26 protein-coding genes and 6 tRNA genes (1 of these 32 only partly in view) are annotated in these 26,183 nt (G+C 39.7%); 20 read left to right on the plus strand and 12 right to left on the minus strand.

What is annotated here, in order from left to right; genetic code table 11:
• From FAZ25_RS03170 to FAZ25_RS03195, 6 genes are all read left to right on the plus strand, one after another.
• Nucleotides 1–19 (plus strand) — tRNA-Met (locus FAZ25_RS03170) (it extends 55 nt beyond the left edge of the window).
• A gap of 2 nt (nt 20–21) precedes the next feature.
• A tRNA-Asp gene (locus FAZ25_RS03175) sits at nt 22–95 on the plus strand.
• A gap of 24 nt (nt 96–119) precedes the next feature.
• A tRNA-Phe gene (locus FAZ25_RS03180) sits at nt 120–192 on the plus strand.
• A 29-nt stretch (nt 193–221) separates the two neighbouring features.
• Nucleotides 222–292, plus strand: a tRNA-Gly gene (locus FAZ25_RS03185).
• Between the two features lie 22 nt (nt 293–314).
• A tRNA-Ile gene (locus tag FAZ25_RS03190) sits at nt 315–388 on the plus strand.
• Between the two features lie 362 nt (nt 389–750).
• Entirely contained in the window at nt 751–1,953 is a 1,203-nt protein-coding gene (locus FAZ25_RS03195) for an MFS transporter (protein WP_040190698.1), read from the plus strand.
• A 38-nt stretch (nt 1,954–1,991) separates the two neighbouring features.
• On the opposite strand, the gene FAZ25_RS03200 is transcribed toward FAZ25_RS03195, so the two are convergent.
• Nucleotides 1,992–2,765 (minus strand): TIGR01457 family HAD-type hydrolase, encoded by a 774-nt coding sequence (locus tag FAZ25_RS03200; RefSeq protein ID WP_004909326.1) that lies wholly within the window; start codon nt 2,763–2,765, stop codon nt 1,992–1,994.
• Between the two features lie 276 nt (nt 2,766–3,041).
• On the opposite strand from FAZ25_RS03200, the gene FAZ25_RS03205 reads away from it, so the two are divergent.
• Together FAZ25_RS03205 and FAZ25_RS03210 are read left to right on the plus strand one after the other, a co-directional pair.
• Nucleotides 3,042–3,470: a hypothetical protein gene (locus tag FAZ25_RS03205; RefSeq protein WP_004902196.1), complete on the plus strand. Its 429-nt coding sequence runs from the start codon at nt 3,042–3,044 to the stop codon at nt 3,468–3,470.
• Nucleotides 3,471–4,274: a DUF6681 family protein gene (locus tag FAZ25_RS03210; RefSeq protein WP_192269779.1), complete on the plus strand. Its 804-nt coding sequence runs from the start codon at nt 3,471–3,473 to the stop codon at nt 4,272–4,274.
• Here the strand turns inward: FAZ25_RS03210 and FAZ25_RS03215 are convergent.
• Nucleotides 4,271–4,714, minus strand: coding sequence for a GNAT family N-acetyltransferase (locus FAZ25_RS03215; RefSeq protein ID WP_040177530.1), 444 nt, complete (start codon nt 4,712–4,714; stop codon nt 4,271–4,273). The two genes, FAZ25_RS03210 and FAZ25_RS03215, sit on opposite strands and share 4 nt — an antisense overlap.
• A gap of 58 nt (nt 4,715–4,772) precedes the next feature.
• Here FAZ25_RS03215 and FAZ25_RS03220 point away from each other — a divergent pair, with 58 nt between their 5' ends.
• The 4 genes from FAZ25_RS03220 to FAZ25_RS03235 all read left to right on the plus strand — a co-directional run bounded on the left by FAZ25_RS03220 (nt 4,773) and on the right by FAZ25_RS03235 (nt 9,576).
• Complete coding sequence (locus FAZ25_RS03220; protein WP_004902191.1) at nt 4,773–6,974, plus strand: LTA synthase family protein; 2,202 nt, start codon at nt 4,773–4,775, stop codon at nt 6,972–6,974.
• Nucleotides 6,975–7,063: 89 nt separating this feature from the next.
• Nucleotides 7,064–8,131 carry a glycosyltransferase gene (locus FAZ25_RS03225; RefSeq protein ID WP_012305452.1) on the plus strand — a complete coding sequence of 356 codons (1,068 nt, stop codon included), beginning with the start codon at nt 7,064–7,066 and terminating at the stop codon, nt 8,129–8,131.
• 17 nt (nt 8,132–8,148) lie between these two features.
• Nucleotides 8,149–8,649, plus strand: a complete 501-nt coding sequence (locus tag FAZ25_RS03230; RefSeq protein ID WP_004902186.1) for a MerR family transcriptional regulator — start codon at nt 8,149–8,151, stop codon at nt 8,647–8,649.
• 6 nt (nt 8,650–8,655) lie between these two features.
• Entirely contained in the window at nt 8,656–9,576 is a 921-nt protein-coding gene (locus FAZ25_RS03235) for an RluA family pseudouridine synthase (RefSeq protein ID WP_004902182.1), read from the plus strand.
• 49 nt (nt 9,577–9,625) lie between these two features.
• On the opposite strand, the gene FAZ25_RS03240 is transcribed toward FAZ25_RS03235, so the two are convergent.
• Nucleotides 9,626–10,345: an MIP/aquaporin family protein gene (locus tag FAZ25_RS03240; protein ID WP_004902180.1), complete on the minus strand. Its 720-nt coding sequence runs from the start codon at nt 10,343–10,345 to the stop codon at nt 9,626–9,628.
• Nucleotides 10,346–10,628: 283 nt separating this feature from the next.
• Here FAZ25_RS03240 and FAZ25_RS03245 point away from each other — a divergent pair, with 283 nt between their 5' ends.
• Together FAZ25_RS03245 and FAZ25_RS03250 are read left to right on the plus strand one after the other, a co-directional pair.
• Nucleotides 10,629–11,984 carry a gluconate:H+ symporter gene (locus FAZ25_RS03245; RefSeq protein WP_004905063.1) on the plus strand — a complete coding sequence of 452 codons (1,356 nt, stop codon included), beginning with the start codon at nt 10,629–10,631 and terminating at the stop codon, nt 11,982–11,984.
• A gap of 94 nt (nt 11,985–12,078) precedes the next feature.
• Complete coding sequence (locus tag FAZ25_RS03250; RefSeq protein WP_004902176.1) at nt 12,079–12,816, plus strand: DUF1003 domain-containing protein; 738 nt, start codon at nt 12,079–12,081, stop codon at nt 12,814–12,816.
• Between the two features lie 26 nt (nt 12,817–12,842).
• Here FAZ25_RS03250 and FAZ25_RS03255 read toward each other — a convergent pair whose 3' ends face one another.
• Both FAZ25_RS03255 and FAZ25_RS03260 read right to left on the minus strand, forming a co-directional pair.
• Complete coding sequence (locus FAZ25_RS03255; protein WP_080984268.1) at nt 12,843–14,882, minus strand: copper-translocating P-type ATPase; 2,040 nt, start codon at nt 14,880–14,882, stop codon at nt 12,843–12,845.
• Between the two features lie 2 nt (nt 14,883–14,884).
• Nucleotides 14,885–15,319 carry a CopY/TcrY family copper transport repressor gene (locus tag FAZ25_RS03260; protein ID WP_048801646.1) on the minus strand — a complete coding sequence of 145 codons (435 nt, stop codon included), beginning with the start codon at nt 15,317–15,319 and terminating at the stop codon, nt 14,885–14,887.
• 88 nt (nt 15,320–15,407) lie between these two features.
• On the opposite strand from FAZ25_RS03260, the gene FAZ25_RS03265 reads away from it, so the two are divergent.
• Entirely contained in the window at nt 15,408–16,847 is a 1,440-nt protein-coding gene (locus FAZ25_RS03265; RefSeq protein ID WP_004905059.1) for an o-succinylbenzoate--CoA ligase, read from the plus strand.
• Nucleotides 16,848–16,891: 44 nt separating this feature from the next.
• On the plus strand, nt 16,892–17,602 hold the full coding sequence (ubiE, locus tag FAZ25_RS03270) for a bifunctional demethylmenaquinone methyltransferase/2-methoxy-6-polyprenyl-1,4-benzoquinol methylase UbiE (protein ID WP_012305448.1): 711 nt from the start codon (nt 16,892–16,894) through the stop codon (nt 17,600–17,602).
• A 116-nt stretch (nt 17,603–17,718) separates the two neighbouring features.
• On the opposite strand, the gene FAZ25_RS03275 is transcribed toward ubiE, so the two are convergent.
• The 7 genes from FAZ25_RS03275 to FAZ25_RS03305 all read right to left on the minus strand — a co-directional run bounded on the left by FAZ25_RS03275 (nt 17,719) and on the right by FAZ25_RS03305 (nt 23,039).
• Nucleotides 17,719–17,790 (minus strand) — tRNA-Asn (locus tag FAZ25_RS03275).
• Nucleotides 17,791–17,846: 56 nt separating this feature from the next.
• Entirely contained in the window at nt 17,847–18,968 is a 1,122-nt protein-coding gene (locus FAZ25_RS03280; RefSeq protein WP_004902161.1) for an aspartate aminotransferase family protein, read from the minus strand.
• Nucleotides 18,969–18,978: 10 nt separating this feature from the next.
• Nucleotides 18,979–19,716 (minus strand): acetylglutamate kinase, encoded by a 738-nt coding sequence (gene argB / locus FAZ25_RS03285; RefSeq protein WP_004902157.1) that lies wholly within the window; start codon nt 19,714–19,716, stop codon nt 18,979–18,981.
• Nucleotides 19,717–19,738: 22 nt separating this feature from the next.
• Nucleotides 19,739–20,953, minus strand: a complete 1,215-nt coding sequence (gene argJ, locus FAZ25_RS03290; RefSeq protein WP_048801647.1) for a bifunctional glutamate N-acetyltransferase/amino-acid acetyltransferase ArgJ — start codon at nt 20,951–20,953, stop codon at nt 19,739–19,741.
• A gap of 16 nt (nt 20,954–20,969) precedes the next feature.
• Nucleotides 20,970–22,013 (minus strand): N-acetyl-gamma-glutamyl-phosphate reductase, encoded by a 1,044-nt coding sequence (gene argC, locus FAZ25_RS03295; protein ID WP_146972612.1) that lies wholly within the window; start codon nt 22,011–22,013, stop codon nt 20,970–20,972.
• A 124-nt stretch (nt 22,014–22,137) separates the two neighbouring features.
• Nucleotides 22,138–22,644: a YbhB/YbcL family Raf kinase inhibitor-like protein gene (locus FAZ25_RS03300; protein WP_048801648.1), complete on the minus strand. Its 507-nt coding sequence runs from the start codon at nt 22,642–22,644 to the stop codon at nt 22,138–22,140.
• Nucleotides 22,641–23,039, minus strand: coding sequence for a hypothetical protein (locus FAZ25_RS03305; protein WP_004909285.1), 399 nt, complete (start codon nt 23,037–23,039; stop codon nt 22,641–22,643). The genes FAZ25_RS03300 and FAZ25_RS03305 overlap by 4 nt, the downstream gene beginning before the upstream one ends.
• A 98-nt stretch (nt 23,040–23,137) precedes the next feature.
• On the opposite strand from FAZ25_RS03305, the gene FAZ25_RS03310 reads away from it, so the two are divergent.
• The 4 genes from FAZ25_RS03310 (at nt 23,138) to FAZ25_RS03325 (ending at nt 26,106) form a co-directional block, all read left to right on the plus strand.
• Nucleotides 23,138–23,443 (plus strand): hypothetical protein, encoded by a 306-nt coding sequence (locus FAZ25_RS03310; protein WP_004902140.1) that lies wholly within the window; start codon nt 23,138–23,140, stop codon nt 23,441–23,443.
• 111 nt (nt 23,444–23,554) lie between these two features.
• Entirely contained in the window at nt 23,555–25,096 is a 1,542-nt protein-coding gene (locus tag FAZ25_RS03315; protein ID WP_048801649.1) for a DHA2 family efflux MFS transporter permease subunit, read from the plus strand.
• 33 nt (nt 25,097–25,129) lie between these two features.
• Nucleotides 25,130–25,654 (plus strand): PadR family transcriptional regulator, encoded by a 525-nt coding sequence (locus FAZ25_RS03320; RefSeq protein WP_004909278.1) that lies wholly within the window; start codon nt 25,130–25,132, stop codon nt 25,652–25,654.
• 26 nt (nt 25,655–25,680) lie between these two features.
• Nucleotides 25,681–26,106, plus strand: coding sequence for an OsmC family protein (locus FAZ25_RS03325; RefSeq protein WP_004902137.1), 426 nt, complete (start codon nt 25,681–25,683; stop codon nt 26,104–26,106).
• The last annotated feature ends 77 nt before the right edge of the window (nt 26,107–26,183 follow it).

A 26,183-nucleotide genomic window follows, 5' to 3' on the forward strand; every position in this document is an offset into this window, starting at 1 on the left:
TCAAATCCTGCTCCCGCAATTGGTCGCATGGTCTAGCTGGTTAGGACGCCTGCCTGTCACGCAGGAGATCGCGGGTTCGAGCCCCGCTGTGACCGTTTAGTATGGGAACATACTAAGATGGCTCTGTAGCTCAGTTGGTAGAGCATACGATTGAAGCTCGTAGTGTCGGCGGTTCGATTCCGTCCAGCGCCATAGATGTCTCAGGGCATCCAGTAAGAGATGCGAATGTAGTTCAATGGTAGAATTCCAGCCTTCCAAGCTGGCTATGCGGGTTCGATTCCCGTCATTCGCTTTTATGTTGAGAAGCATAAGAAGGGCCTGTAGCTCAGTTGGTTAGAGCACTGTGTTGATAACGCAGGGGTCACAGGTTCGAGTCCTGTCAGGCCCATGATGAAGGATGTTTCAATGGAAACATCCTTTTTTGTTTGCAAGTAATGATTGTTTACAGAAAACAAATCACTAATAACAAATTTCACGAGATGACTTTAAAAAAGGTCGTAAACAGCACCTTGAATTGTTAACTTAATTGACAATTTTATGAGATAATTAAAAAAATTTTGCGTCCCTTGTGAAAAAGTGGTATTCTAAAATTAACTGTTTCGGTTTACAACGTTTTCATGCAAGCTTGCAGTGTAAAAACGAATGGGGTTTACAGAAAATGGATGGTACAAAGACTGTTCTTCGCCAATCACCATCACCAACGTAGCGTTGCGAATATTGCTATGTTGACTGATTACGAAGGACGGATTGATGGAAGAAAAATTATTCAATAAAGGTTTTATCACAATTACACTGATTAATTTCATTGTTTACTTAGTTTATTATTTGATGATGGTTATTATTGCTGTCATTGCGCATGACCAGCTGCATGCTTCATTTGGACAAGCTGGATTGGCATCGGGTATTTATATTATTGGTACTCTTGTTGCTCGCCTCATTATGGGAAAAGAATTGGAAATTATTGGTCGCAAGCGTGTCGCACGTTGGGGAGCGATTTTCTATCTTATTACGACTGCAGCTTATATGTTTGTTCCCACAATTGCTATTTTAGATATAGTACGTCTACTTAATGGTTTTGCGTATGGTATGACCTCTACTGCTTTGAATGCGATTGTGACTGAATTTATCCCAGAGCAACGTAAGGGGGAAGGAATAAATTATTATGGTTTGAGTACTAGTTTAGCAGCCGCAATTGGACCATTTATTGGGTTACTCCTGCTTAATGCAACAAGTTTCCACTTCATTGTAATTCTTTCTGTTGTGTTAATTGCTTTATCAATGCTTGCATTGTTTGCTATTCAAATCAACAATGTCGTATTAACTCCAGAACACTTAGCAGAACTAAAATCATGGAAAGTCTCAAGTTTCATTGAATATAAAGTATTGTTAATTGCATTCATTGGTTTCTTGATGGGACTTTCTTATTCAAGTGTATTATCATTCTTAGCGTCATATGCGGAAACATTGAATTTAGTTTCCATTAGTTCATTCTTCTTCGTTGTTTATGCAGGTATCGTGACTGCAACACGACCAATGTCAGGACGAATTTTTGACCGCTATGGTGAAAATATGGTTATGTATCCCAGTTATATTTGCTTAACGATTGGTTTAATCATTTTGGGACTAACGACTAATGGCATTATGCTTCTGGTTTCAGGTGCATTTATTGGTTTAGGATATGGCACCTTTATGTCAAATGGCCAGGCCGTTTCATTAAAGTTAGTGACAAGTCATCGCGTTGGGATTGCTTTATCGACATACTTTATTGGTCTAGACTTAGGTTTGGGTGTTGGACCTTATGTATTTGGTGCCCTGCATGCACAAATGCCATTTAGAGATTTGTACTTTGTCGCTGCAGTTATTCCAGTTATTTCAGCAATATTATACCTACTATTCTACAAGTCAGGTAAGACAAAGAAAACTGTTGTTACAAAAGCTAAAGAATTAGCATAAAATAAAAAAGCAATTGTTTCACATGAAACAGTTGCTTTTTATATTGACCAATCATCGAGAGAATCGACTTCATAAGTTGGTTTCTTGGCCAGTTTAGCAATTTGATCTTTTGTTGAAACACCTGAGTACACCAATAAGGTATCAATCCCATTATTGATACCTGCTAAAATATCGGTATGGTAGTTGTCCCCGACCATAATTGTTTCATCTTTGGTGGCTTTCATATAATTTAAAGCCCCTAACATAATGGGAGATGCTGGTTTAGCGATGATAGTTGGGGCGACATTTGTTGCAGTTTGAATAGCTGCGACTAGTGCGCCGGCTCCAGGCATCATACCGTTTTCTGTAGGAAGATTAGTATCAGTATTTGTCGCAATGAATTTAGCGCCATTTTGAATAGCGATAGTAGCCTGAGCCATCTTATCGTATGTTATTTGGCGGTCTAACCCAACAATAACGGCATCAGCACTAGTACTGTCGACAACGTCAAAATTAGCTGCTGATAGGGCTTCAATGAGGCCTAACTCGCCAATAATGTATAGCTTAGCTTGCTTTGGCAAAATATTTTTCAAATAGTCGGCAGTAGCCATGGCGCTAGTATAGATTTGAGAGGGCGTTGTAGGAATATTGTGGTTTTCACTGAGGTTTTTTGCCACGGCAAGAGGGCTTTTGGTGGAATTATTCGTCACGAATAAGTAGGGTATATCCTTTGCTCGTAGGCGGTCAATAAATCTTTTTCCCGAGGGGTACTTAATTTTACCTTGATAAATTGTACCATCAAGATCGATAAAGTAGTTTTTATAGTCAGACATGATTTAATCTCCATTTAATTTGTGTCAATTATATTATATACATCAACAAGTGTTGATATCAAACAACGAATCAACGGACCTCTCTCCAATCTCAATCTCCCTAAAAATAAAATCTCCTAAAATATTTTATAAAAATGTCCGCCCGCAAGCAGTTGCGGGTTTTCGTTGCTTAAGGGGGAGAATTTTGCAGTAAGTGAGTGATACTGATAGAATAAGTTGAGAGCCTTTGTTTACTAATAAACAAAGAGAATTAAAAAATAATGATTGGGATTTATTATGGTTAAAAAATACCGTACCCCGCCTTTTCTAACACCGTCAGCAATTGTTTCACTAATAGTGGCTATTAGTGCAGCTAATTTGGCGGTTAATGTGGCTACCGGTACAAGTGAAGGAAAGCGGGTTGTGCCACGAGAAAGTAGCATCAGCACATCAGCGCCAATTGATAGTAGTCGATCTGATAGTACAACTAGCGCTGTATCGGACAGTGAATCAGCGCCTAGTGTTTCTAGTAAAGACAGTATATTGTCGTCTTCAACGAACTCAGCGGCGTCGGTCACAGAAAAAAGTAGTGCCATGCCATCGTCAAACAGTACTTCATCAGTTGATACAGATAAGGCTGTACCTAATCAACCAAGTGCTAAGTCTAGTACACCGACGACACCACCAGCGCGTACAAATGGCAATAACACAGGGGGTGGGCAATAGATGTTTACAATTCTAGATTTAATTAACCATTACCTTGGATATTTTACAACTAATTCACGTACTAAGGGCCGTATATATGCTGTTGTTGGCGCCGTTGGTGTGTGGTACCTGCTCTACTTAGCCTACCGTTTTTTTGAAAATGGGCGTTGGCTGCGTGGCGGTCTGATTGCAGCTGTCTTTGTAGTTTTATTATATTTTGTTGTTTTGAACCTAGTCTACTATTTCACTGATAAAACTGTGAAGTGGGATGTTTCACCACGAATTGAGCAAGTTTTAGGTGGACCACATAATGAAGAAGGCCAACAACAGCCACAACAATCAGTTATTATGCCTGTAAATGGCCTTTACCAACGGCAAAATACAATGACAGGTGTTATTGAAATCGATAGTACACAGCAAGATAATATTGATCAGCTGGTTAGGTTATTAAATGATTTGGGCTTAATTCAACGCGATTATGGTCATCTTGGAGAGCAGGCACAACGACAAATCATAGCCCAACGTGGCGTTGTTTTCGCTAATCATCCGGGTACGCTGTTACCATATTTTGACATGTTAACTACAGGCGATACCGTTAAAATTATGGGTGGCGTCAATCAACTTCAAGCATACGATTTAGGCAGCTTAGTTATGGTAGGCATGACACCGACAAAGCAAGCATTGCAGCATTATCGTTTGGCGTTGTCGTCTGCTGTTATTCTTGGTGGCGCAGGGCATATTGCGACACGACGTGCCCTAGCTAACGTTGAGCGACCTTATAAGATTCAGGTTGAGGTAGCGTATGAAAAAAGAATTGAAAACTAGTTCAATTCTTTTTTCATACTAATATGTTTAATTCCTGCTTCGATGAATTCAGGCCCATAGGCGACAAATCCGATCTGTGTATAAAAGGGACTGGCATGTAGCTGCGCCCCTAAATAAAGACAATGAATATGATATGACGGTGCAAGCGCCTCGATATAGTGGAATATCTCTTTTCCAATGCCGCGCTGGCGCATATTTTTTAAAGTAGCAACGCGTTGCACATGCCAAGTACCTGGCGTTTCTTCAAGTAATCGTGCTGTAGCAGCGGGTTGATTGGCAACATAGGCAACGATATGGATGGCTTTTTCTTCATTTTCAGGATGGTCCAATTCATCATCTAATGGCACACCTTGTTCCGTTACAAAAACGGTTTTTCTGATATATAGGGCATCGTCATGGATATGGCTGAGACCGGATTGATGTTTAATTTGTGTTGTCATAGAAGTATTATAACAAGATTTAAGGCAGAGCGTATAGCTTATTGGTATAATGATACTTATGAAAAAACGAGTAAAAAAGTGGTTAACAAATTTTTGGCAGAATGTGATTTTACCGCATAACTGGTTGCGTCAACTTAATACACGACAAGGTTTTTTTAATTGGATTGTTGTATTATTGACATTTAAAACAATATTGGCTTATGGTGCCGACTTTGAGTGGTTACATGTCCAAGAACCAATCCAGGTACTGTTAATGCTTATCAACCCAATTGGGTTTGCATTGGTTTTATTTAGTCTGACACTATTTATTAAACCACGACAGTTGTATTATGGGGCAGTATTGATTTTAGATACCGTGATGTCGCTTTTGCTCTATCTCAATGTCATTTATTTTCGAGAATTTTCGGATTTCTTATCCGTTAATACAGTGCTAGGATACAATACGATTAATCAAGGTGGTAAAGCAGCCGGAGCCATTTCTTTTGGTTTTCATGATGTCTTTTTTTGGATAGATATTGTTGTGATTATTGCTCTCATGCTGGCACGCAAAATTAAGCTTGATGCGCAAACCTTGCCACGGTTTAAGCCATTCAAAATATTTACAGTTGGTCTATTTGTGCTGACAGCTAATATTTTGGTAGCAGACATTGATAGACCCCAGTTACTGACACGTCAATTTGACCGAGAGTATATGGTTAAGTATTTAGGCTTGGGTCCGTTTATGATGTATGATGCTTTTAACACTTATCAAACTAGTCAAGTACGTAAAAGTGCCACACCAGAAGAATTTACACAGGTAAAAAATTATGTGACAAAACATTACGCCGCAATTAATCCAGAGTTCTATGGTAAAGCAAAAGGAAAAAATGTTATTGTTATTCATCTGGAAAGTTTTCAACAGATGTCAATTGATCGTAAAATTAATGGTCAAGAAGTAACACCTTTTTTAAATAGTATCTATCATAACCAAAGCACGATTGCATTTGATAACTTCTTTAACCAGGTTGGCCAGGGAAAAACGTCTGATGCGGAAAATATGTTAGAGACATCTACTTTTGGTTTGCCGCAGGGATCATTATTTTCAAAATTAGGCAATGATCAAACGTTCCAAGCTATGCCGGCTATTTTAAAACAGCGTGCCGGATACTCTAGTGCAGTTTTTCATGGCAATACTGGTACTTTTTGGAACCGTAACAATGTTTATAAACATATGGGCTATCAGAATTGGGTGTCTGGCGACTACTTTGATGTTACTGGTCAAAAAGCGACAACTTGGGGCTTGAAAGATAAACTACTTTTCAAAGGCTCTATTCCTTACCTAGAAAATCTACAGCAGCCATTTTATAGTAAATATATTACCGTCACAAACCATACACCGTACACACTTGATCGTGAAGATAAGGATCCAAATTTTGTGACGTCCAACAGTGGTTCTAAAATTGTAGATAATTACTTTGTTACGAATCATTATTTAGATCAATCTGTAAAAGAATTCTTTACCTATTTAGAAAAATCAGGATTAGCTAAAAATACAATGGTTGTACTCTATGGGGATCATTACGGGATATCGAATACAGATGCTAAATATTTAGCGCCAATGTTGGGTAAAGATGCGAACCAATGGAACGATTTAGATAATGCTAATTTACAGCGTGTGCCGTTTATGGTTTACATACCAGGGATGAAGCAGGGCTATATCGACCATCGTTATGGCGCAGAAATTGATGTTGCCCCAACTATAGAGCATCTATTAGGCATTAGTTCTAAGCGGTATATTCAATTTGGTCAAGATATGTTAAGCAAACAACATTCTGAAGTTGTAGCCTTTCGTAACAAGGACTGGATAACACCTGATTATGCTAGCTTATCAGGTCGTTATTGGAATGTTAAAACTAATATTATGATTGATACGCCGACGCCAGACCAACAAAAACTTTTTGATACCATCCAAAAAGGCGTTAATGAAAAGTTGGACATGTCCGATAATCTCAATCAGAAAAACTTATTGCGTTTTTATAAACCAAAAGGTTTCAAAACAGTTGATCCGAAAGACTATGATTATGGTAAAAAAGCGACAATTGCGCGTCTAAAAGAGGATAACAAGTCCCTAGGGAAAGCCTCTAAAAGCCTTTTTTCTAAACGACATAATCGTTCAACCTTGAGTCAGTATGTTACTGATGCACCGGAAGCCAATGATCAGCAAACTGATTCTACACGTGTTTTGCCACGTAACGCAGATGATTGGAGTCAAAGTGAGTAACTAAAAAACACCAGGAACTGTTAACATTTAGTCAGTCAACGTGGTGTTTTTTTGTTACAATTAATGCAACACAGTGGGAGGTGCGCTAGATGAAGATACTAATGGCACTAGAGAATATTGGTTTAGGTGGTATGAAACGGGCGACAACCGTTGTCGGTAATGCGTTAGCAAAAAAACATAACTTAGTTTATTATAGTTTTTCAGATATTGTCCCTTTTTATACATTAGAAGCACCATTGCTGGTTGCCAAAACACCCTGTGTATTAGACAATGAAGCGCGACCATTTGAACGTTTTAATGATGAAATTAAGGCTTTTGAAACGGTTGCACGTGAGTTTGACGTAGTTATCTTAGCCGGAGGGCTGTTAGCTAGCTTTGCAGCACATATGACGTTACCAGATACGAGAGTAATTGGTTGGATGCACAATAATGTGACAACGTATCAGACGCAGTATTATGCTAAAATGCGAACAGAATTTGATGCTGGCTTACGTGCTCTTGATGGAATCGTTGCTTTAACTGAAACAGATTTAGCTGGTTTTTCACAGTATAATCATACAACAAAAATATGGAATCCACTCACAATTGTGCCTGATGGTCGTGCCGATTTATCACAGCATACGATTGCTTTGACATCGCGGATTGCGATTGAACATAAAGGTCTGGATTTGGCTTTAGCATTTGCCGCTAAACTACCTCATGATTGGCAGTTAGCCATAGCAGGTGGTGGGACAGATAGCGATGTTAGTCGGTTTCATAGTTTAGTCGAACAAAATCATGTGGCTGATAAGCTTATTTATCGTGGTGCACTGAAGGACGAGGCACTAAAGAAGCATTACAGGGCAGCCAGTATTTTTTTGCAAACTTCTCGCTGGGAAGGGCTACCGCTTGTTTTAGCTGAGGCAATGAGTTTTGGCTTGCCAGTAGTTGCCATGTATAACACTGGATCTGCAGAAGTATTAGAATCAGGGAAGTATGGGTTGATTACACCGGCAACCGATGTCAATGCCTTATATGATGCGATACGACCGTTATTAAACAATATACAGTTACGAGAAGAATATGCACAACGCAGCTTACAACGTGTTGAGGACTTTAAAATTGCCCCCATTTTAGCACAATGGGAAGCGATTTTAAGCCCTACCTTTGACAACTAAGCTGACAAGCATATAATATGTTAGAGGCTATGGATATGAATTCTAAATCACAAACATTTCATTTGAAACAATTTAAAAAACCGTCGTTTGATAATATGCAATTTCGTATTGGTGAGTTAGCACGTATGACGGGGGTATCGACACGGCAGTTGCGTTATTGGGAAAAGCAAGGTTATGTGTCCACTATTAAGCGAGAAGACGAACAAGAATCGCGTTTATATGGGTTCAAAGCTTATGTTAAAGTGTCTGTCATTAAACAATTCCTTGATGATGGTGAATCGCTGCACGATGCGGTAGTTGCTGCCAATGAGCAATTAGAAAGTGTCTCAGTAGTACAGCATATTATGAAAACCGCTTTTCAAGGTTTAAAAATGCATGATGGTAGATTTGTAGTGAATTTAGGTTATTTTGATGAGGCTGAGACGCAGCTACTTTATGTGAGTATCGACTCTGGTAAGGTTAAATATACTGTTGTGAATGCATCAGAAAATAGTGATGCAGGTCACTTGGAAAAGTAAAATTTTATGACAACATGGCATTATCAAATGACAATTACCCCTAATTCTGAGCATATTGGTCAGTCAATTAAAGCAGTACTAATACATTGGTTAATACCACAGCGGATACGTGGCGCTTTACGTCTTAAACAACATGTCCGAATTAACGGCTTATATCGACCAACTAATTATCAGTTACAGGCTAACGACCAATTGTCGCTTGTATTTGATCAAGCGGATTTTCGTACAGGGGAATCACAGTATCCAGCAAACAATTCGCACGCGCTGGACATTATTTTTGAAAATGATGATTTAGTTGTTGTTAACAAACCGGCAGGTATGAAAATGCACCCACACTCACCGTCAGAAACAGATACCTTGTTAAATTTCTTAGCAGCAAATTTTTCAAAACGTCATCTATATAGCGCTGGCGCTATTGCTAAGCCCTACATGGTGCATCGAATTGATCGTGAGACTTCTGGTGCCGTGATTGTTGCCAAAAATCCGGTTGTTGTGCCGATACTTAATCGGATGTTAAAAGAAAAAGTAATCCAACGGACGTATCTTGCTTGGGTACAAGGCATATTACTGAAAAACTCAGGCACAATAGATCGGCCCATTGGGCGCGATATATCAAAACCATTTCAAAGGCAAGTAAATGGTGTACAGGCACAACATGCTAAAACACATTGGTTTAAAATGCACACAGTTTTTCAAAATACATTACTACGGTTACAGTTAGATACAGGGAGAATGCACCAAATTCGCGTTCATCTAGCGAGTATCAATCATCCAATTGTTGGCGATTCATTGTATGGTCAAAGATTAAATCAGCAGCGTATGATGCTACATGCAATGTCACTGACCTTACCACTGCCATTTGATGGGCCGAAAAGAATTATTACCACATCTTTGCCAAGTGATTTTCCTAAGCAGTTACATGTTTAATATCAAAGTAAAAGAGCTTCGTCATTGACGAAGCTCTTTTACTTTGATATTAAACTGTTTCTTTAACGTCTTTATTGAAGAAATTTGCAGCGAAGGCAGCAAGAGCACCACCTAACAAATCAGCAACAAGGTATACCCAAACATGACCTAATGCGCTACCCTTAACAAACAGTACTGGTGCAAGTGCTCGTGCAGGGTTGAAAGCGCCACCTGTGATAGGTAAAGCCACAATCATAAGTACTGTCAGTAACAAACCAATCACGATAGGTGCTGGCACATTTGCTAACTTAGTGACAATTGAAATAACCAAAACAAACAAGAATGTCAAAACAAGTTCAAAAATGAAAGCAGAAATTGTTTCACCATCAGCAAAGTTTGTTTGTCCTAGGCCAGCCAAATTAATAAATTGAGTAACTGTTATCTTTTGACCAGACAAAGCTTGCGCAACAGTTGGGGATTTCAAGTAAGCAGAAACACCACCAAACACAGCAAGAGATGCAACAATGGCACCAAGTAGTTGGGCGATAACATAGCCAACAAATTCAACCCATGATAAGCGCTTTTGAATCGCCATTGCTAATGACACAGCCGGATTGAAGTGGCCACCTGAAATGTGGCCGAAGGCATAAATACCAACAGTCAAAGCTAAGCCAAAGGCTAAAGCAATTGTGAGTGGTGATGGTGTTGTGGCAGCTGAATAAACAACGCTACCAGTTCCAAAGAACACTAACATAAATGTTCCGAGGAATTCTGCGATATACTTACGCATGAGTATTTCTCCTTAATTTGTATGTATAAAATTACCAATACATTCCATTATACACGCTTAGATTAAGTAACGGTTAAAAAAGCGGAAAATCAGTCTTAAAAACGCGAACTTATAAGCATTGTCCTAATAAAAGGACAAATTATTGGTATTTTTAAAGATGTATGTTAAAATATTGAATATGAAAGCGCTTACAACAATAGAAAAAGTTTTCATCTTAAAACTGTTTTCCTTCTGAAAATAGCGCAGAACTGGTTTCATAATATAAGTTAGGAGAGCGTACATTATGATGTCTTTTGTCGTTTTAGCAGTTGGGATATTATTTCTACTGTTACTCATTATTAAGTTCAAAATTAACACATTTATTGCGTTAATTTTCACCTCTGCTTTAGTTGGTATTGGTTTGGGGATGAAATTAGACCAAATTCCCAATGCGATACAAAATGGTATTGGCTCCTCGTTAGGGGAGCTCGCCATTGTCTTTGGTTTTGGTGCAGTCCTTGGTCGACTGGTTGCTGATGCAGGTGGGGCTTACCGAATTGCGCATACATTAATTGCTAAGTTTGGTAAAAAACGTGTACAACTAGCGATTATGGTGGCAGCGTTCATTATTGGGATTGCCTTATTCTTCGAAGTTGGTATGGTGCTATTGATTCCAATCGTCTTTGCCATTGCACTTGAAGCATCCGTACCACTATTATATTTGGGCATCCCAATGGCTGCAGCGCTATCGGTAACGCATGGCTTCTTACCACCACATCCTGCGCCAACAGCTATTTCGGGTGCTTTAGGCGCTAATCCCGGGACGGTTTTGGTATATGGCTTGATTGTGGCGATTCCAGCAGCAATCATTGCTGGGCCAGTTTTCACAAAACTCGCTCAGAAATTTGCACCCGATGCCTTCGTGATAAAGCATGAGTTGACGGCATTTGGTGAACAGAAAAAATTCGTCTTGAATGAAACGCCTAGTTTTGGTATCTCGGTGTTGACATCATTGTTTCCAGTACTAATGATGGGTATTACGACCGTCTACACAATTATTTTTAATGATGGTCAGCCATTCAAAAAACCAACCGGATTCGATGCCTTTATTACTATGATTGGAAATCCTGTAGCAGCTATGATTATTTCATTAGTCTTTGCTTTGTGGGCGATGGGTTGGCACCAGGGTCGTAAGACAACAGATATGATGACAACTGTTGAAGAGGCTGTGAAGTCTATAGCCATGTTACTGCTCATTATTGGTGGCGGTGCAGCATTCAAGCAAATTTTGATTGATGGTGGTATTTCAGGGCAAATTTCCGCTTTATTTATTCACTCAGCAATCTCACCACTACTGCTTGCTTGGATTATTACAGTTGTACTACGTGTTGCATTAGGATCAGCTACTGTTGCCGCATTAACAGCTGCCGGATTAGTACAACCACTGATGGTCGCTTCTAACGTCAATCCTGCTTTAATGGTGCTTGTGATTGGTGCCGGCTCATTAGCAGCATCTCACGTAAACGATGCGGGGTTCTGGATGTTTAAAGAATATTTCGATTTAAATGTGAAACAGACCTTATTGATTTGGACAGTTTTGGAGACAATCATTGCCGTGGTTGGTTTAGTCATGGTACTCCTGATGAGCTTGTTTGTCTGAGTAGGTCAAAAAAGACGTCATAAGACGTCTTTTTTTGTTGATGTTGGCCACAATGCTATAATGAAGGCATTCTAGACTAAAAGGAGTGGGATTGATGAAAGATAGGAACGACATATTTCAGTGTTTAGTCGACCATGCTGATAAAGATATTGTTGCTGGCGTTTTGGTAGGAGAATTAGATGGCACGTTACAGCACACGATTAGACGTGATTTCCCAGAGGTACGTCCCAATGATTTTATTTGTTTTGATCATTTGTTAGCCTATCGGTTAGCTAAAATTGACAAAATGATTGCAGACAATGGCCAATCAAGTCAACGCATCAATCATAAGTTGGCTCATATTTTGACGGATAAAAGTTTTAAAGTTATTAATGTTAAGAAGTATCAAAGAGAGTCTTACACATTTGGCCAAAGAATAGCTGATGATGTCGCACGATTTGGTGGCAGTTGGGGTTTTATCATATTATCTGTGCTAACTATGATTATTTGGATTATGATTAATGGGCTGCATATTTTCCACGTTAACTTTGATCCGTACCCTTTTATTTTATTGAATTTGTTTTTAAGTATGATCGCAGCATTGCAGGCACCGCTTATTATGATGAGTCAAAATAGATCCTCGGACTATGATCGCTTACATGCAGATAATGATTTTCATGTTAATTTGAAAACAGAGGAAGAAATGCGATTGTTACATGCCAAAATTGACCGCTTATTGAAAAAAGACAACCCAGATTTGCTGGCACTACAAAAGTTACAAACGACAATGCTTGGAGAAGTGCAACAACAATTAATTGCGATAAATCAGCAACAAAAGGCGGATAGGCAATAAGTCATACTACAAAAAAGCCGTTTAAATCAACGGCTTTTTGCAGGTGTGTTTAGTGTCATGGCATTAAGTGCGACGATAAGCGTTGATATTGACATGATAATAGCCCCAATCATTGGATTGAGCAGGATGCCAAACCCAGATAGAATACCGGCTGCTAAGGGCATAGCAATGATATTATAGCCAGCCCCCCACCACAAATTTTCGATTTGTTTAACGTTGGCACGTTTGGCCAAAGCCAAGAAATCAATAATTTTGGGTAAATGATTCGCAATCAATACAGTGTCGGCAGAAGCTTGAGCCACTTGCGTACCAGCACCAATGGCTACTGATAAGTTTGCTTGAGCGAGGGCAGGAGCATCGTTGATGCCATCACCAATCATCATGACGCGGCCGCGCTTTTGATAATCTGCGACTAAGGCAATTTTTTCCTGTGGCGATACTTCAGCATGAACGGCATCGATAGTCAGTTGATTGGCAACAGCTTGGGCTGTTTTTATATTGTCTCCAGTGACTAACACGGGCGTGATACCTTGTTTAAGTAGTTGTTTGACAAAATCTTTTGCGGTGTCTCTTAAGCTATCACTTTGCACTACAGCAGCAATGACCTGCTTGTCTGCTAGCAGATAGGACACAGTGCCGTCTTGAACCACTGGTGTAAATGCAATATCGTGATCTGCTAAATAACGACTAGAGACGAGTAAATAGTATGTGTCATTGACTTTACCGGCGACACCATAGCCAGGTAAATTTTCAACTTCGGTTGCCGTCTGATTCGGTGCAGCATGCTGATCTGCGTAAGCAACAATTGCCTGAGCTAATGGGTGCGTGGATTGTTTATCTAGTGCAGCCATGAGGCTTAGTGCTTGGTTTTTATCACCTTTGTAGATCTCAAGATGTGTCACACTAAACTTGCCAGTAGTCAATGTGCCAGTTTTGTCCATTAAAGCAAATTTGACTTGGGTCGCTGAGGACAAAGCTTTACGGTTTTTTATCAGAATGCCTTGGGCGGCGGCAAGTGATTTAGTACGCTGAATCACTAATGGCACAGCCAGACCTAGCGCATGTGGACAGGCAATTACAAGAACCGTCACAGCAATATTTGTGGCAAAACTTACGCCACGTAAAGGCAACCAGACAATTAAAGCTATCAGCGCGATCACTAAAGCAATCCAGAAAAGCCATGAAGCAACACGATCAGCAATAGTTTCGACACGAGATTTCGCACTCTGCGACATCACAAGTGTTTGCTGTAATTGACCAAGGAATGAGGCCGCTCCAACTTGAGTGAGTTGGATTAATAATGAGCCATTACCATTAATTGTGCCACCTACTACGTTACTATGTTTGTGCTTATCAATTAAACGGCTCTCACCAGTCATTAACGATTCATCTACCTGACTATGACCACTAACCACAACGCCGTCTGCTGGGAAAGCTTCTCCAGCTAGTACTTGAACAATCATGTCAGACTTTAGACTGCTGATAGGCATGTCCATCATCTGATTATCGTGCTTAACATGGGCAGTTTGGGGTAGAAGGGCCTGTAATTTTGCAGTGGCATCTCCGGCTTGCATTGTAGCAGTCATTTCAATACGATGACCTAGCAACATAATAACTGTTAGTGTCGCAAACTCCCAGAGAAAATCCATAATATGCGATGTGTGGAAGAATTGATTCATTAAAACGGCATAAATAGAATACCAAAATGTAACCAATAGCCCCATACTGACCAGACACATCATGGCTGGTTTTTTAGCTTTGATTTCTGCTTTGGCACCATCAAAAAAAGGTTTTGAACCAATAAAATATAGCAGAATAGCAAATAGGGTGGCGAACCAAATGCTACCAGGAAATGTGAGTGTAAATGGTAGTGTCATACCCATAAATGGGCTTAAAACAATAATTGGTATCATCAAAATAACAGACCACCAGAAACGGCGTTTCATGTCAGTCATATCCATATTTGCCATACCAGGATCATCCGACATGTGTTGATGATGCGCTGTCATGTCATGATGCGACATAGCTTGCGATGCGTGTTTGTGTTCATGTGGTTGCATGTTCATCGTCATTTGAAATCCTCCCCGTGTGTTGGCATACAGTCACAGGCGATTGACTGCGGTGCGTGTGACTGTTTGTCACGTAATAGCTGCTGTAAGTTGGTAATATCTTGCTGTGATAAGGGTGTATCATCAATGACTGCGATAAGAGAACGTCCCACACACATAGCGCACATTGACTGTACCGTATGCGTTAGTGTTGCTGTCATGGCTTCGATCTCGGGTATAGTTGGTGTAAATAAACGATCACGTGTCGCGCCGTTGTCAGCCAAATAACCCTTTGTTTGTAATCGTGTGATGAGTGTTTTAACAGTCGATGGCGACCATTTATTTTTTTGCCCGAGAATACGTATGAGTTGTCGACCTGTGGCCTCGCCCAATGTCCAAATAATACGCATGACTTCCCACTCACTAGCTGTCATTGTTTTTTCATTTGTTTTCATACAATAAGTTTACAACTGTAAACTAAAAAGTGCAAGCAATTACATGACAAAATGGTATGATAATATAGTGATTAAAGAGGTTGAAAAAATGGAAAATTGGTTGGTTAAGCGTGCACAAATTACGCCAAACCGTGTTGCTGTGACAATGGCTCATCAAGATATGACGTTTGCTGAGGTCGCCCAAAAAGCGAATCACATCGCCGGTAAAATTAGTAGTTTAAAAGATTGCAATGCGCGTGTCGCTTTGATAATGACGAATAATGTAGCAGGTTATTTAATTATTATGGCGTTACAACAGCTAGGAAAAACCATTGTGTTCATTAATCGGCGTTTATCGGTTGATGAAATCAATTATCAATTATCAGATGCGGGTGTCACGTTATTATTGACTGACGATGATTACACGCAAGCATTACAAATTAAACAACAAATTCGCTTTTCTGATTTACCTGATGGGGAACCAATTATACCTGTTACAGCCTTTCCGGATGATTTTGTAACTAGTGTGATGTACACCTCTGGCACGACGAGTCAGCCTAAAGGTGTGATGCAAACTTATAAGAATCATTTTTATTCAGCGATGGGCAGTGCTATCAATCTCGGATTATCTGCTCAAGATGCTTGGTTAGCTGTTGTGCCGATATTTCATATTAGTGGCTTTTCAATTTTAATGCGTAGCTTGATATATGGCATGCGTGTGGTCTTAGTGGAAAAATTTGACAGTCAGGCGATTAACGAGTTATTGATTCACGATGGTATCACAACGATGTCAGTTGTGCCGGTTATGTTAAAACAACTATTAGCAGCGCTACCAGATGATGTCAACTATAATTCACATTTTCGGGCAATGTTATTGGGTGGTGGACCGACTGATTTAGCAACGTTACAAAAAGCACAGCTTCACAAACTGCCAGTTATTCAATCTTATGGTATGACAGAAACGGCATCACAGGTAGTGGCCTTAGATTCTGCAGATATAGTCAAAAAAATGCAATCAGTAGGCAAACCATTATTTCCAGTATCAATAACCATTAGAGATCAAGATGGTCAACCAGCAGATCAGGGCAACATTTGGATTAAATCACCAACGCTGACAGTTGGGTACTTAAATAAGCCACAAAAATTACTACAAAATATGCATGATGGTTGGTTCGATACGGAAGACTTCGGTTATTTGGATGAAGATGGTTTTCTTTATGTTCAAGGTCGTCAAGGCGATATGATTAATTCCGGTGGAGAAAATATTTTCCCAGATGAAGTTGAGTCGGCTTACGCTAAGATGCCAGGCTTGGATGATATTGTGGTTATTGGTGTACCAGATGATGTTTGGGGTGCGGTACCGGTTGCTATCGTCTCAGGGACAGGCTTAACCAGTGATAGCTTGCGTCAATTTGGTCGAGAAAAGTTAGCACATTATAAAGTGCCACAATCTTTTTACCAAGCTAAGTATTGGCACCGTACGGCAAGTGGCAAGGTGCAGCGGCAACAATTCAAAGCGGATTTAGATGCGCTTGAAATTTTAAAATAATTGAGGAGAGAGGCGAAGTGCATTGGCTTCGCCGGTTAAAAATCATGACACAATCACCAAAAAATACAGATGTCCAAGCGCTTTTTAATAAGATTGCACCTGAATATGACAAAATGAATAATATTATTTCGTTAGGAACCCACAAATTGTGGCGTCAAAAAGTGATGGCAAAAATGTCGTTCCCAGTGGGGGCCCAGATTATTGATTTAGCAACAGGTACCGCTGATTGGGCGCTCGCGTTAGCTGAAAAGAGCAACGAGACGTCTCATGTTACTGGACTTGATTTTAGCGAGGAAATGCTCGCGGTTGGGCAAAAAAAGGTTGACGTTAGTGATTACTCTGACAAAATCACTTTAATTCAGGGGGATGCCATGGCGCTACCTTTTGATGATGCGTCATTTGATATTGTGACTATTGGTTTTGGTTTACGTAATTTACCTGACCCAGTTATGGGGTTAAAAGAGATGTATCGCGTGTTGAAACCAGGTGGGCAATTAGTTATTCTAGAGACATCTCAACCGGATAATCCAATAGTAAAGCCTTTCTGGCAGTTTTATTTTGGTACAGTGATGCCTGTATTTGGTAAAGTATTTGCTAAAGGGAAGTATCAAGAATACAAATATTTAGATGAAACAACTGAGCAATTCATGGATTATATGACCCTTGGCAAGCAGTTGTTAAAGATTGGTTTTGCCACTGTTAAAATTTCGCGTTTTAATTTGGGTGCAGCAGCAGTGCATTATGCGGTGAAATAATAAAGGCATCTTAGGCGAACACGGTAGGGTTCTTTTGTCAATCAAAACCCATAACCATCTAAAAATAAAAAAAGGTAGTCAAATTAATTTGACTACCTTTTTTTATTTTTATTAAACTGCTCCACCTGGATTCGAACCAGGGACCTGCGCATTAACAGTGCGTTATTCTACCACTGAACTATGGAGCAATAAGTTGATTAATCAACTATTTAAGTATATCAACATTAAAAATAAATGTCAACACTTATTTTTTAGAAAGATAATTTTTAATTTTATCTAGGGAGTTTATTAATTTATCTGATGGTATTGTTAGTGGTGGTAGCAATCTTAGGGTGTTTTGTCCGGCAGATAAGACGATAATATGCTCATCTAGTAAGTCTGAAACGACGTCTTTCACAGGTGTTTCTAATGCAATACCGGCCATCATACCTAGACCGCGCACCTCAGAAACAACAGATAATGCTGCAATTGCTGCTAACTTTTCCCAAAAAATGTCAATCTTAGGCTGTAATGTTGGCAGTACATCATCTAAGACAGATAGGGTTGCTTGTGCAGCTGACATCACTAGGGGGTTGCCACCAAAAGTTGAACCGTGAGTACCATATGATAATGCATTGGCCAAGTGGTTCTTGGCTAGCATAGCGCCAACAGGTAACCCGTTTGCTAACGCTTTAGCGCTCGTCACAATATCAGGCTCAAATTGATAGTTCATATAGGCAAATTTAGTGCCCGTACGTCCCATACCAGTTTGTACTTCATCAACAATAATTAAAATATTATGCCGCTGTGCTAGTTTTACTAATGCTGAAATAAATTCCTGATTTGCTGGAAATACGCCACCTTCACCTTGAACTAACTCGAGCATAATGGCTGCAGTGTCGTCATCAATCAGCGCAGCGACACTATCTATGACATTGAAATTTGCATATTTAAAACCTGTTAACATCGGTAAGCCACTGTGAATACTGTCTTGGCCAGTAGCAGACATAGCACCATAAGTACGACCATGGAATGACTGTTTAAAGGAAATAATAGTTGACTTACCAGTAGCTAAGCGCGCTAGTTTAATAGCTGCTTCGTTAGCTTCTGCACCAGAATTAGCGAAATAAACAGTATAATTATCGCCACCTAACTTTTGCGCAACTGCTTCTTGGAGAGGATTTTGATACAGATTTGGCAAGTGCCAAAATTTTTCAGCTTGCTGTTGTAGGGCATGAACTACCGTGGGATGATTGGCACCAACGTTATAGACGCCAATACCGCTTGATAAATCTGTATAGGCTTGCCCTTTGTCACTATACCAAGTGGCATTACTCATTTTTGAAAAAGTAATTGGGGCACGATGATAATTTGGAAATAGAGTCATACTTTTCTCCTTAAAGCGTCACAATGGTTCCAGGATGTGTGACTGTGTCGGTAATATGCACGTTGTGTACACCGCGTTTAACCGCGTGTAGTGCACTATTAATCTTAGGAATCATACCACCAGTAATAATATGATCGTCTTGTAATTGTTTTGCTTTACCTGGTGTTAATTCTTGTAAAATATTACCACTAACTGCCACACCGGAAACATCAGTGAGTAAGTAGAGTTCATCGGCTTTTAGATATTTGGCGATAGCGGTTGCGGCGTGATCAGCATTTACATTTAACCATTGACCATCATTTGTAATAGCTAATGGGGCAATGATAGGAATCAGTTTTTGCTGCCAAAGTTGGTGGATGAGTTGTGTATTTACTTGGTGGATGGCACCAACATATCCATAAGTATCGGAATCTAATAGGTGACCAGTCAGTAATTGGTTACTCCCTGCATTTAAGCCAATTGTGGCAATCCCTTGTTGACGGCAGGCTTCTATCAGTGCCGGTTGTACTTGTCCTAGAAGTGCCATTTTAGTGATATTAATACCGGTTTGAGTCGTCAATCGAATGCCATTAATTTTCTCAATTGGTTCATGTAATTGCGACATGAGTTGAGAAATACGATCGCCACCGCCATGAACAATGGCAATTTGTGTGTCTTGTGTTTGCCAATACTTAATTGTGTCAAAAAAAGCTGGTGTAAGTTGTTCAGCAGCACTGCCGCCGATTTTAATGATAATTTTTTTGGTCATTTTGTTCTCCAAAATAATGCCGTTATGTTGTATACAGTGCGTTGATTTTGACATAGTCATAGGTTAAATCAGAACCCCAGGCTTGCCCAGATGCTGCACCTTGATGCAGATTGATTTCAATATCAATGTTTTTTTGAGACAGTGAATTGGCCATCGCTGCCGTATCAAAAGTCACAGGAGCACCGTTTTTCATCACAAAAAAATGGTTGATGGTAATATCAATAATATCTGGGTCAATTTGTACATCGGCTGCACCAATAGCCGCAATAATACGTCCCCAGTTAGGGTCTTTACCAAACATTGCTGTTTTGACTAACGATGAGCCAACGACTTTCTTTGCAATGAGTCTGGCGTCCAAAGCATTGTTTGCATGGCTAACGGTAACAGTAATTAATTTTGTTGCGCCTTCGCCATCATTAGCAATGGCGATAGCCAGTGCAGTTGTTACGGTGTGTAGCATTGTTTTAAATTGATTGTATGCTGCTGAAGCTGCTTTGATTTGTGTGTTACTAGCTAGACCGTTGGCTAAGACTAAAACCATATCATTTGTACTGGTATCCCCATCAATCGTAATTTGATTGAAGCTCGTGTCAATATCTTCGGACAAGGCTTGTTGTAACATGGTTGAAGATATGTTGGCATCAGTAGTAATAAAACCTAACATTGTTGCCATGTTCGGATGAATCATTCCAGACCCTTTGGCCACACCGCTCATTGTGATTAGATCACCATCAATTTCAGATTGAATGGTGATGGCTTTTTCAGATGTATCAGTTGTCATAATAGCATGAGCAAAGCCGTGCGCATCTCCGTCAACGTGCAGTTGTTGTATCCCGTTCACGACTTTGTTGATTGGTAAGATTTGACCAATAATGCCAGTTGATGCAACCCCAACTAAATGAGGCGGTATATTTAACTGTTCGGCTGCTGTTGCTTGCATGATTTTTGCGTGCGTCAGACCAATTTTTCCGGTAACGGCATTAGCATTACCAGAATTAACAATAATTGCTTGTAACTGGCCGTTTTTAATGGTTTGCTTATTGAGTTGTACTGGGGCAGCTTGAACTTGATTGGTTGTAAAGACGCCAGCGACAGCAGCAGGCACTTCACTGAAAATCCAGCCCAAATCTTTTGATTTGTGTTTTAGACCAACGTGTTGCCCGTCAGCATGAAAGCCGATTGGGGCCGTAATGTCGGCATCTGATATGTAATGAATTTTTTCAAGTGTATTTATCATATTATTATCCTGTTTCTTAAGCATACTGTGCAATTAATTCGAGGCCCATTGTTTCATCAAAGCCAAAAAGATGATTCATGTTTTGGATAGCCTGTCCAGCAGCGCCTTTAATCATATTATCAATAACACTGACAATTGTGAGGTATTTCGTATCCTGATTATATGCTAATCCGATGTCGGCAAAATTCGTGCCGACAACCTGTTTGATATTGGGCAATGTGCCTTCAGGCATCACGCGGATGAAAGGTTTTTGGTAGTAGGTCGACGTATAAAGCTGATGCAGTACATCAAGTGATGTGTCTTCATTGAGCTTGACATAGGCACTGATAAAAATACCACGATTAATCGGAATAAGTGAAGTATTGAACTGTATATGTTCAATGTTCGGTTGCCATTTTTGTAATTGGCGTGTGATTTCAGGTATATGTTGGTGTTGATTCACTTTATACATGGTGACATTTTCATTTGCATTGATAAAATGACTAGCAGTTGTTAGCGATTTACCAGCACCAGATAAGCCACTTTTAGCATCAATGATGATGTTGTGTTTGTCTAGTAGATGGTGTTGTGCTAGGGGGGCCAATGCTAACAGTGTTGCTGTGGCATAACAACCAGGATTGGCAATATAATTTGTTGTTGATGCTGAATAAAAATCAGCTAAACTATAAGTTGTCTGGTCAATGAGTGTTTGTGGTGCCGGTGTTTTATGATACCAACTGGCATAATCTTCGGCAGGCAAACGAAAGTCGCCAGACAAATCGATGACCGGAAAGTGAGCAGCAATAAAAGGTGCAACGAGATCTTTAGACACACCACTAGATGTGGCAAAGAAAACGATATCCGCCTCTTGCATAATATGCAATGGGTCAAACGGGGTTGTTGTGATTTTATACATATCTTTTAAATGTGGATAGGCCTCGGCAATCATTCGTGAGTGATTGGCAGTATTGTGAATCGAGACGATTTCAACATAGCGATGGTTTTTTAGTAAGCGTAGTAATTCTAAACCACTATAACCTGTAACGCCAACAATGGCGACCTTAATTACTTTCAATGCCATACAATAATCCTCCGCAGTTGATGTTTTAAATATTAGACGATAATGTATTTAAATGCAATAAATATTCATAATAGTGTTGAATATTTATTAATTAATTGCATAAAAAAACACCTATTGCTAGGTGTTAAGCACGTGCTGGTAATGCTAATGTGACTGCTTTTAGTATATGGCCTTGGCTGTGTCGTTTAAAATCATTTAGAAAAAAACCATTCTCTAAATCTAGTAGTGTGTCTAGTGCGAAAACTGTTAATGTGTAATCGTGTCTTTTATCGGGGGGCATCGGTCCGATATAAGCCTGGTTAATGTCGGGATTAGCCGGTTGATTGGCTTTTTGTACAAAATGCCAAGTGGAGTTTGTCCCTGAAATAGCCAGACCTGATTCCCGTAAATTTTCTGGGATATTGCCAACTGGGATATTGGCTGCCAACCAGTGAATCCAAGGAAAACCACCGACTGGTATCGCATCATAATCAATAAGACTAACAGCCAACGATTGCGTACCAGTTGGTAGATCTGTCACGTGAATAGGAAAATTTGTGGTCGGCATATCAGCGGTTCGCTGATCTTTCGGTGCAAATTTGGCATACTTATCAGGAATTAAGCCGTGGTCTAGGGGGACATCAATTTTCATATTTCTTCTCCAATCAAATGCTTTTTAGTTTGTGCTAAGTGTGCTCGAACAGTAACATTCATTTGTTTATTATATACGCGGACAGCGTTAACGGATGCAATTATGTGGTCCGTTTTCATTTCTGAATCAGCTATGTGTTGTAGATCATTTTGCAGCTGTTTTTCAAAGCGTGTCAGAAAAGCTAATTGTAGTTTTGATTGATTAGCACGTAGTGTTTCTGCAGCCGCAACCTTACCGTTGTTTTCCAAATCAGTGATTGCTGCGTCATAGCCCTGGAAAAAAAGGTCGGGATCAAAAGTATTTTCCCAAGTGATTGTTTGCTCTTCCGGTAGCTCAACTGACGTCGTTGTGTTGGTAGCAGTTGGTTTCTTTTTAAAAAAATCAAAAAATGACATGATAAGCAGCCTCTCATATAAAATAATTACATCTCTATTGTACCGAACATCTGTTTTATTTGGTACAATAAGTTTAGCATTTAAACTTGGGGAAAATCATGGCAGCACATAAAACAGTTTTTAATGATAAACAACGCATTTTGCGATTATATTCTGCACTCATCAGTCATCGCGCACTTTCCATTGAAGAAATTGAGGATATGTTTTTTATTGGCCGAAAAACTGTACAGCGTGATATCTCGGAAATTCGTGATTTTCTGCATGACCTACAGGTGGGGGAACCTGTCCAGTCAGAGATTGTTTATGATCGTAATTTAAAAAAATATAAACTAACTGAAATGGACAATTTATTTCGTGTATTTGATAAAATTAATCAAATTGATGAAAGTGATCCGATTGAGTAAAGCAACAGTGTAAAACCATTATCTTTAGATAATGGTTTTTTTTATGGCTTGACAATGTTATCATTTCCGTTTATATTAACAATGTTAATATAAACGGAAATGAGGAAGCTGATGAAAAAGCGCATGATAACGGGTGTTTTTGTATTAGGGATATTTATATGTATGTTAGATACGACAATTATGAATGTTAGTTTACCCAATATAGGTTTGCATTTAGATGTTGGATTAGACAAATTGTCATGGGCATTGAATATCTATATCATTCTTTTTGCGGCACTAACCATCCCATTAACACGACTTGCTGAGTTTTTCGGTATGTCAAAAGGTTTTTTATTGGGGGCCATCGTCTTTGGTATAGGTTCAATCATATCAGCGTTTGCTGGGACATTGATGCCATTATTATTAGGACGGGCTATTCAGAGTATCGGGGCCGGCTTAGTCTTTCCTTTGGCCATGACTTTAGCGATTCGCATTGTGGCGGATCGTGACCGCACGCATATGATTGCTATTTTAGGTGTCACACAGGGATTGGCTGCAGCGTTAGGACCAACTATAGGTGGCGTGGTGACACAATACATGGGTTGGCGCTGGATTTTCCTGATAAATGTGCCCATTATTGTGCTGATGATTAGTATGGGCCTATTATATTTACCATTACGACAAGATATACAAAATCGACAAAGTATTGATTTATCAGGTGCGATTTTTAGTACGATCTTTCTGAGCACGCTATCATTGGTATTAATGCAGGGCAGAGTTTGGGGGTGGCATAATTGGTTGACTTACTTATGTGCAATTGTGAGTTTGTTAAGCTTTATTTTCTTTATCATGATTGAGCGAGTAAGCATTAATCCAATGGTACCCTTACAACTATTTAAAAATCGTGCATTTGCCTTAAGTGCAATCATTATTGTTTTTAGTAATCTATTTTTGGTTGCAACAACGGTTATTTTACCGAATTATTTTACTAATGTTGCTGGAATGGATACTTTACAAGCATCATTCCTGATTGCCCCAATTTCTTTTTCAGTGTTTATCTTTGCGCCGATTGCCGGTTTTGCTAAATCACACATATCAGTCCGCTGGTTAATCAGTAGTGGTTTCTTGATGATGGCAGTCGGGTACCTTTGGTTAGGCACCAACGCATTACAAAGTGTTTGGCAGGTTATTATTGCAGGGATTTTGATTGGTTCAGGCTACGGTATGATTACTGGGCCCATCTTAGTCATTGCCGCAGGGACGCTACAAGGAAAGTTATTAACTGCCTCTCAAAGTGTGACAGGGGTACTACGTCAGGTTGGCACCATGTTAGCGGTGGCCCTGTTTGTCACAGGGTTATACAGTGGTTTAACCCAAGCCCAACGACACGCTAACAGTTATGCGCAAGAGCAGATTAATGATTTGCACTTGCCAAAAAAAGACGCGGCAGAGATGATACAAAAAGTACAAACTAAAATGAAAGCAAGTGTTTTCACGCCGACAGCAATGCAAGGGTTACCAACTAAAGTCGCAACAGCTATTTCAAGGATTGAAAAGGAAACAACAGCGCAGTACCGTCACGCCTTTGAAAAGCTGTATTTGATAGCTATCCCGTTTATGCTGTTGCTGGTGATTATGAGCCTATTTTTAACAGACAAATCTGAGGGTGTATAATATGAACTAAACAGATTAATGGAGGGCAATTCAGTGGCAATGAAGGGTCGAGAAATCATTTTAGGTATATTAAAAAACGGACCGCACACGGGATACGAGATTAATGATATTCTGCAAACGCGTTTGAATCATTTTTTTGATGCAACGTTTGGCATGATTTACCCGACACTTAAAAAATTAGAAGCCGAAGGCTTGGTAACCAAACAGCAAGTGACACAGACTGACAAACCGAACAAAAATATTTATCAGATTACAGACACTGGAATGACGGTGTTTCAGAAGGCATTGCGCGAACCTACGTCAGATGATATTTTGAAATCTGACGTATTAATGCGTTTGTATTTTAGTGAGGATTTAGCAGATAACGACATTTGTACGTTTTTAGATGAAGAAATTAGGCGAAAATCAGATAAACTCGCTGCCCTCCAAGCACAGTTACAGACTTGGCTTGACCAAGGGATGACGGAGACACAACGTATCACATTTGATTACGGGGTAGCGTCTTATAATGCGACACTAGCTGTTTTGAAAGCAGCCCGCAGTAAGTATAATATTTAAGGATATACAATAAGGGGGAAATGGTAATGACAACGCAAGTGTTATATCATACTGAAGTTGAAAATGCTGAAGGAATTGCTGGTCGCGTTCATACAATTAATAGTAATGATTTAAATATAACGGTCAGCAGTCCGCTATCATCTGAAGCAGGGACCAACCCAGAGCAATTATTAGGTGCGGCGTTTGCAACTTGTTTGAATGCTACGCTAGAAGCCGAAGAAAAAAGACAAGGACTTGCGCATCGCAGCGTTGTTCGTGTGTTAGTTGATATGTCACGTGATGTTATTGGCTTTCAGTTCCATGTTGAAGCGCGTGTTTATATACCAGATGTTGAACGGCAATTAGCACAAAACATTTTAGACACTGCGGCACAACGTTGTCCAGTGGATAAGTTACTATCCGGCAGCAAAAATGTGGTTGTACGTTTAGTTGACAGTCTCGACGAGTCATAAAAATTTGTGTTAGATTTCTTGCAAAGCACACAATTGTCAGATATACTTATTTAAAGTAAGCTAAAAACGGTAAGTGT

Source organism: Leuconostoc sp. LN180020, assembly GCF_014844115.1.
Lineage (GTDB): Bacteria > Bacillota > Bacilli > Lactobacillales > Lactobacillaceae > Leuconostoc > Leuconostoc citreum.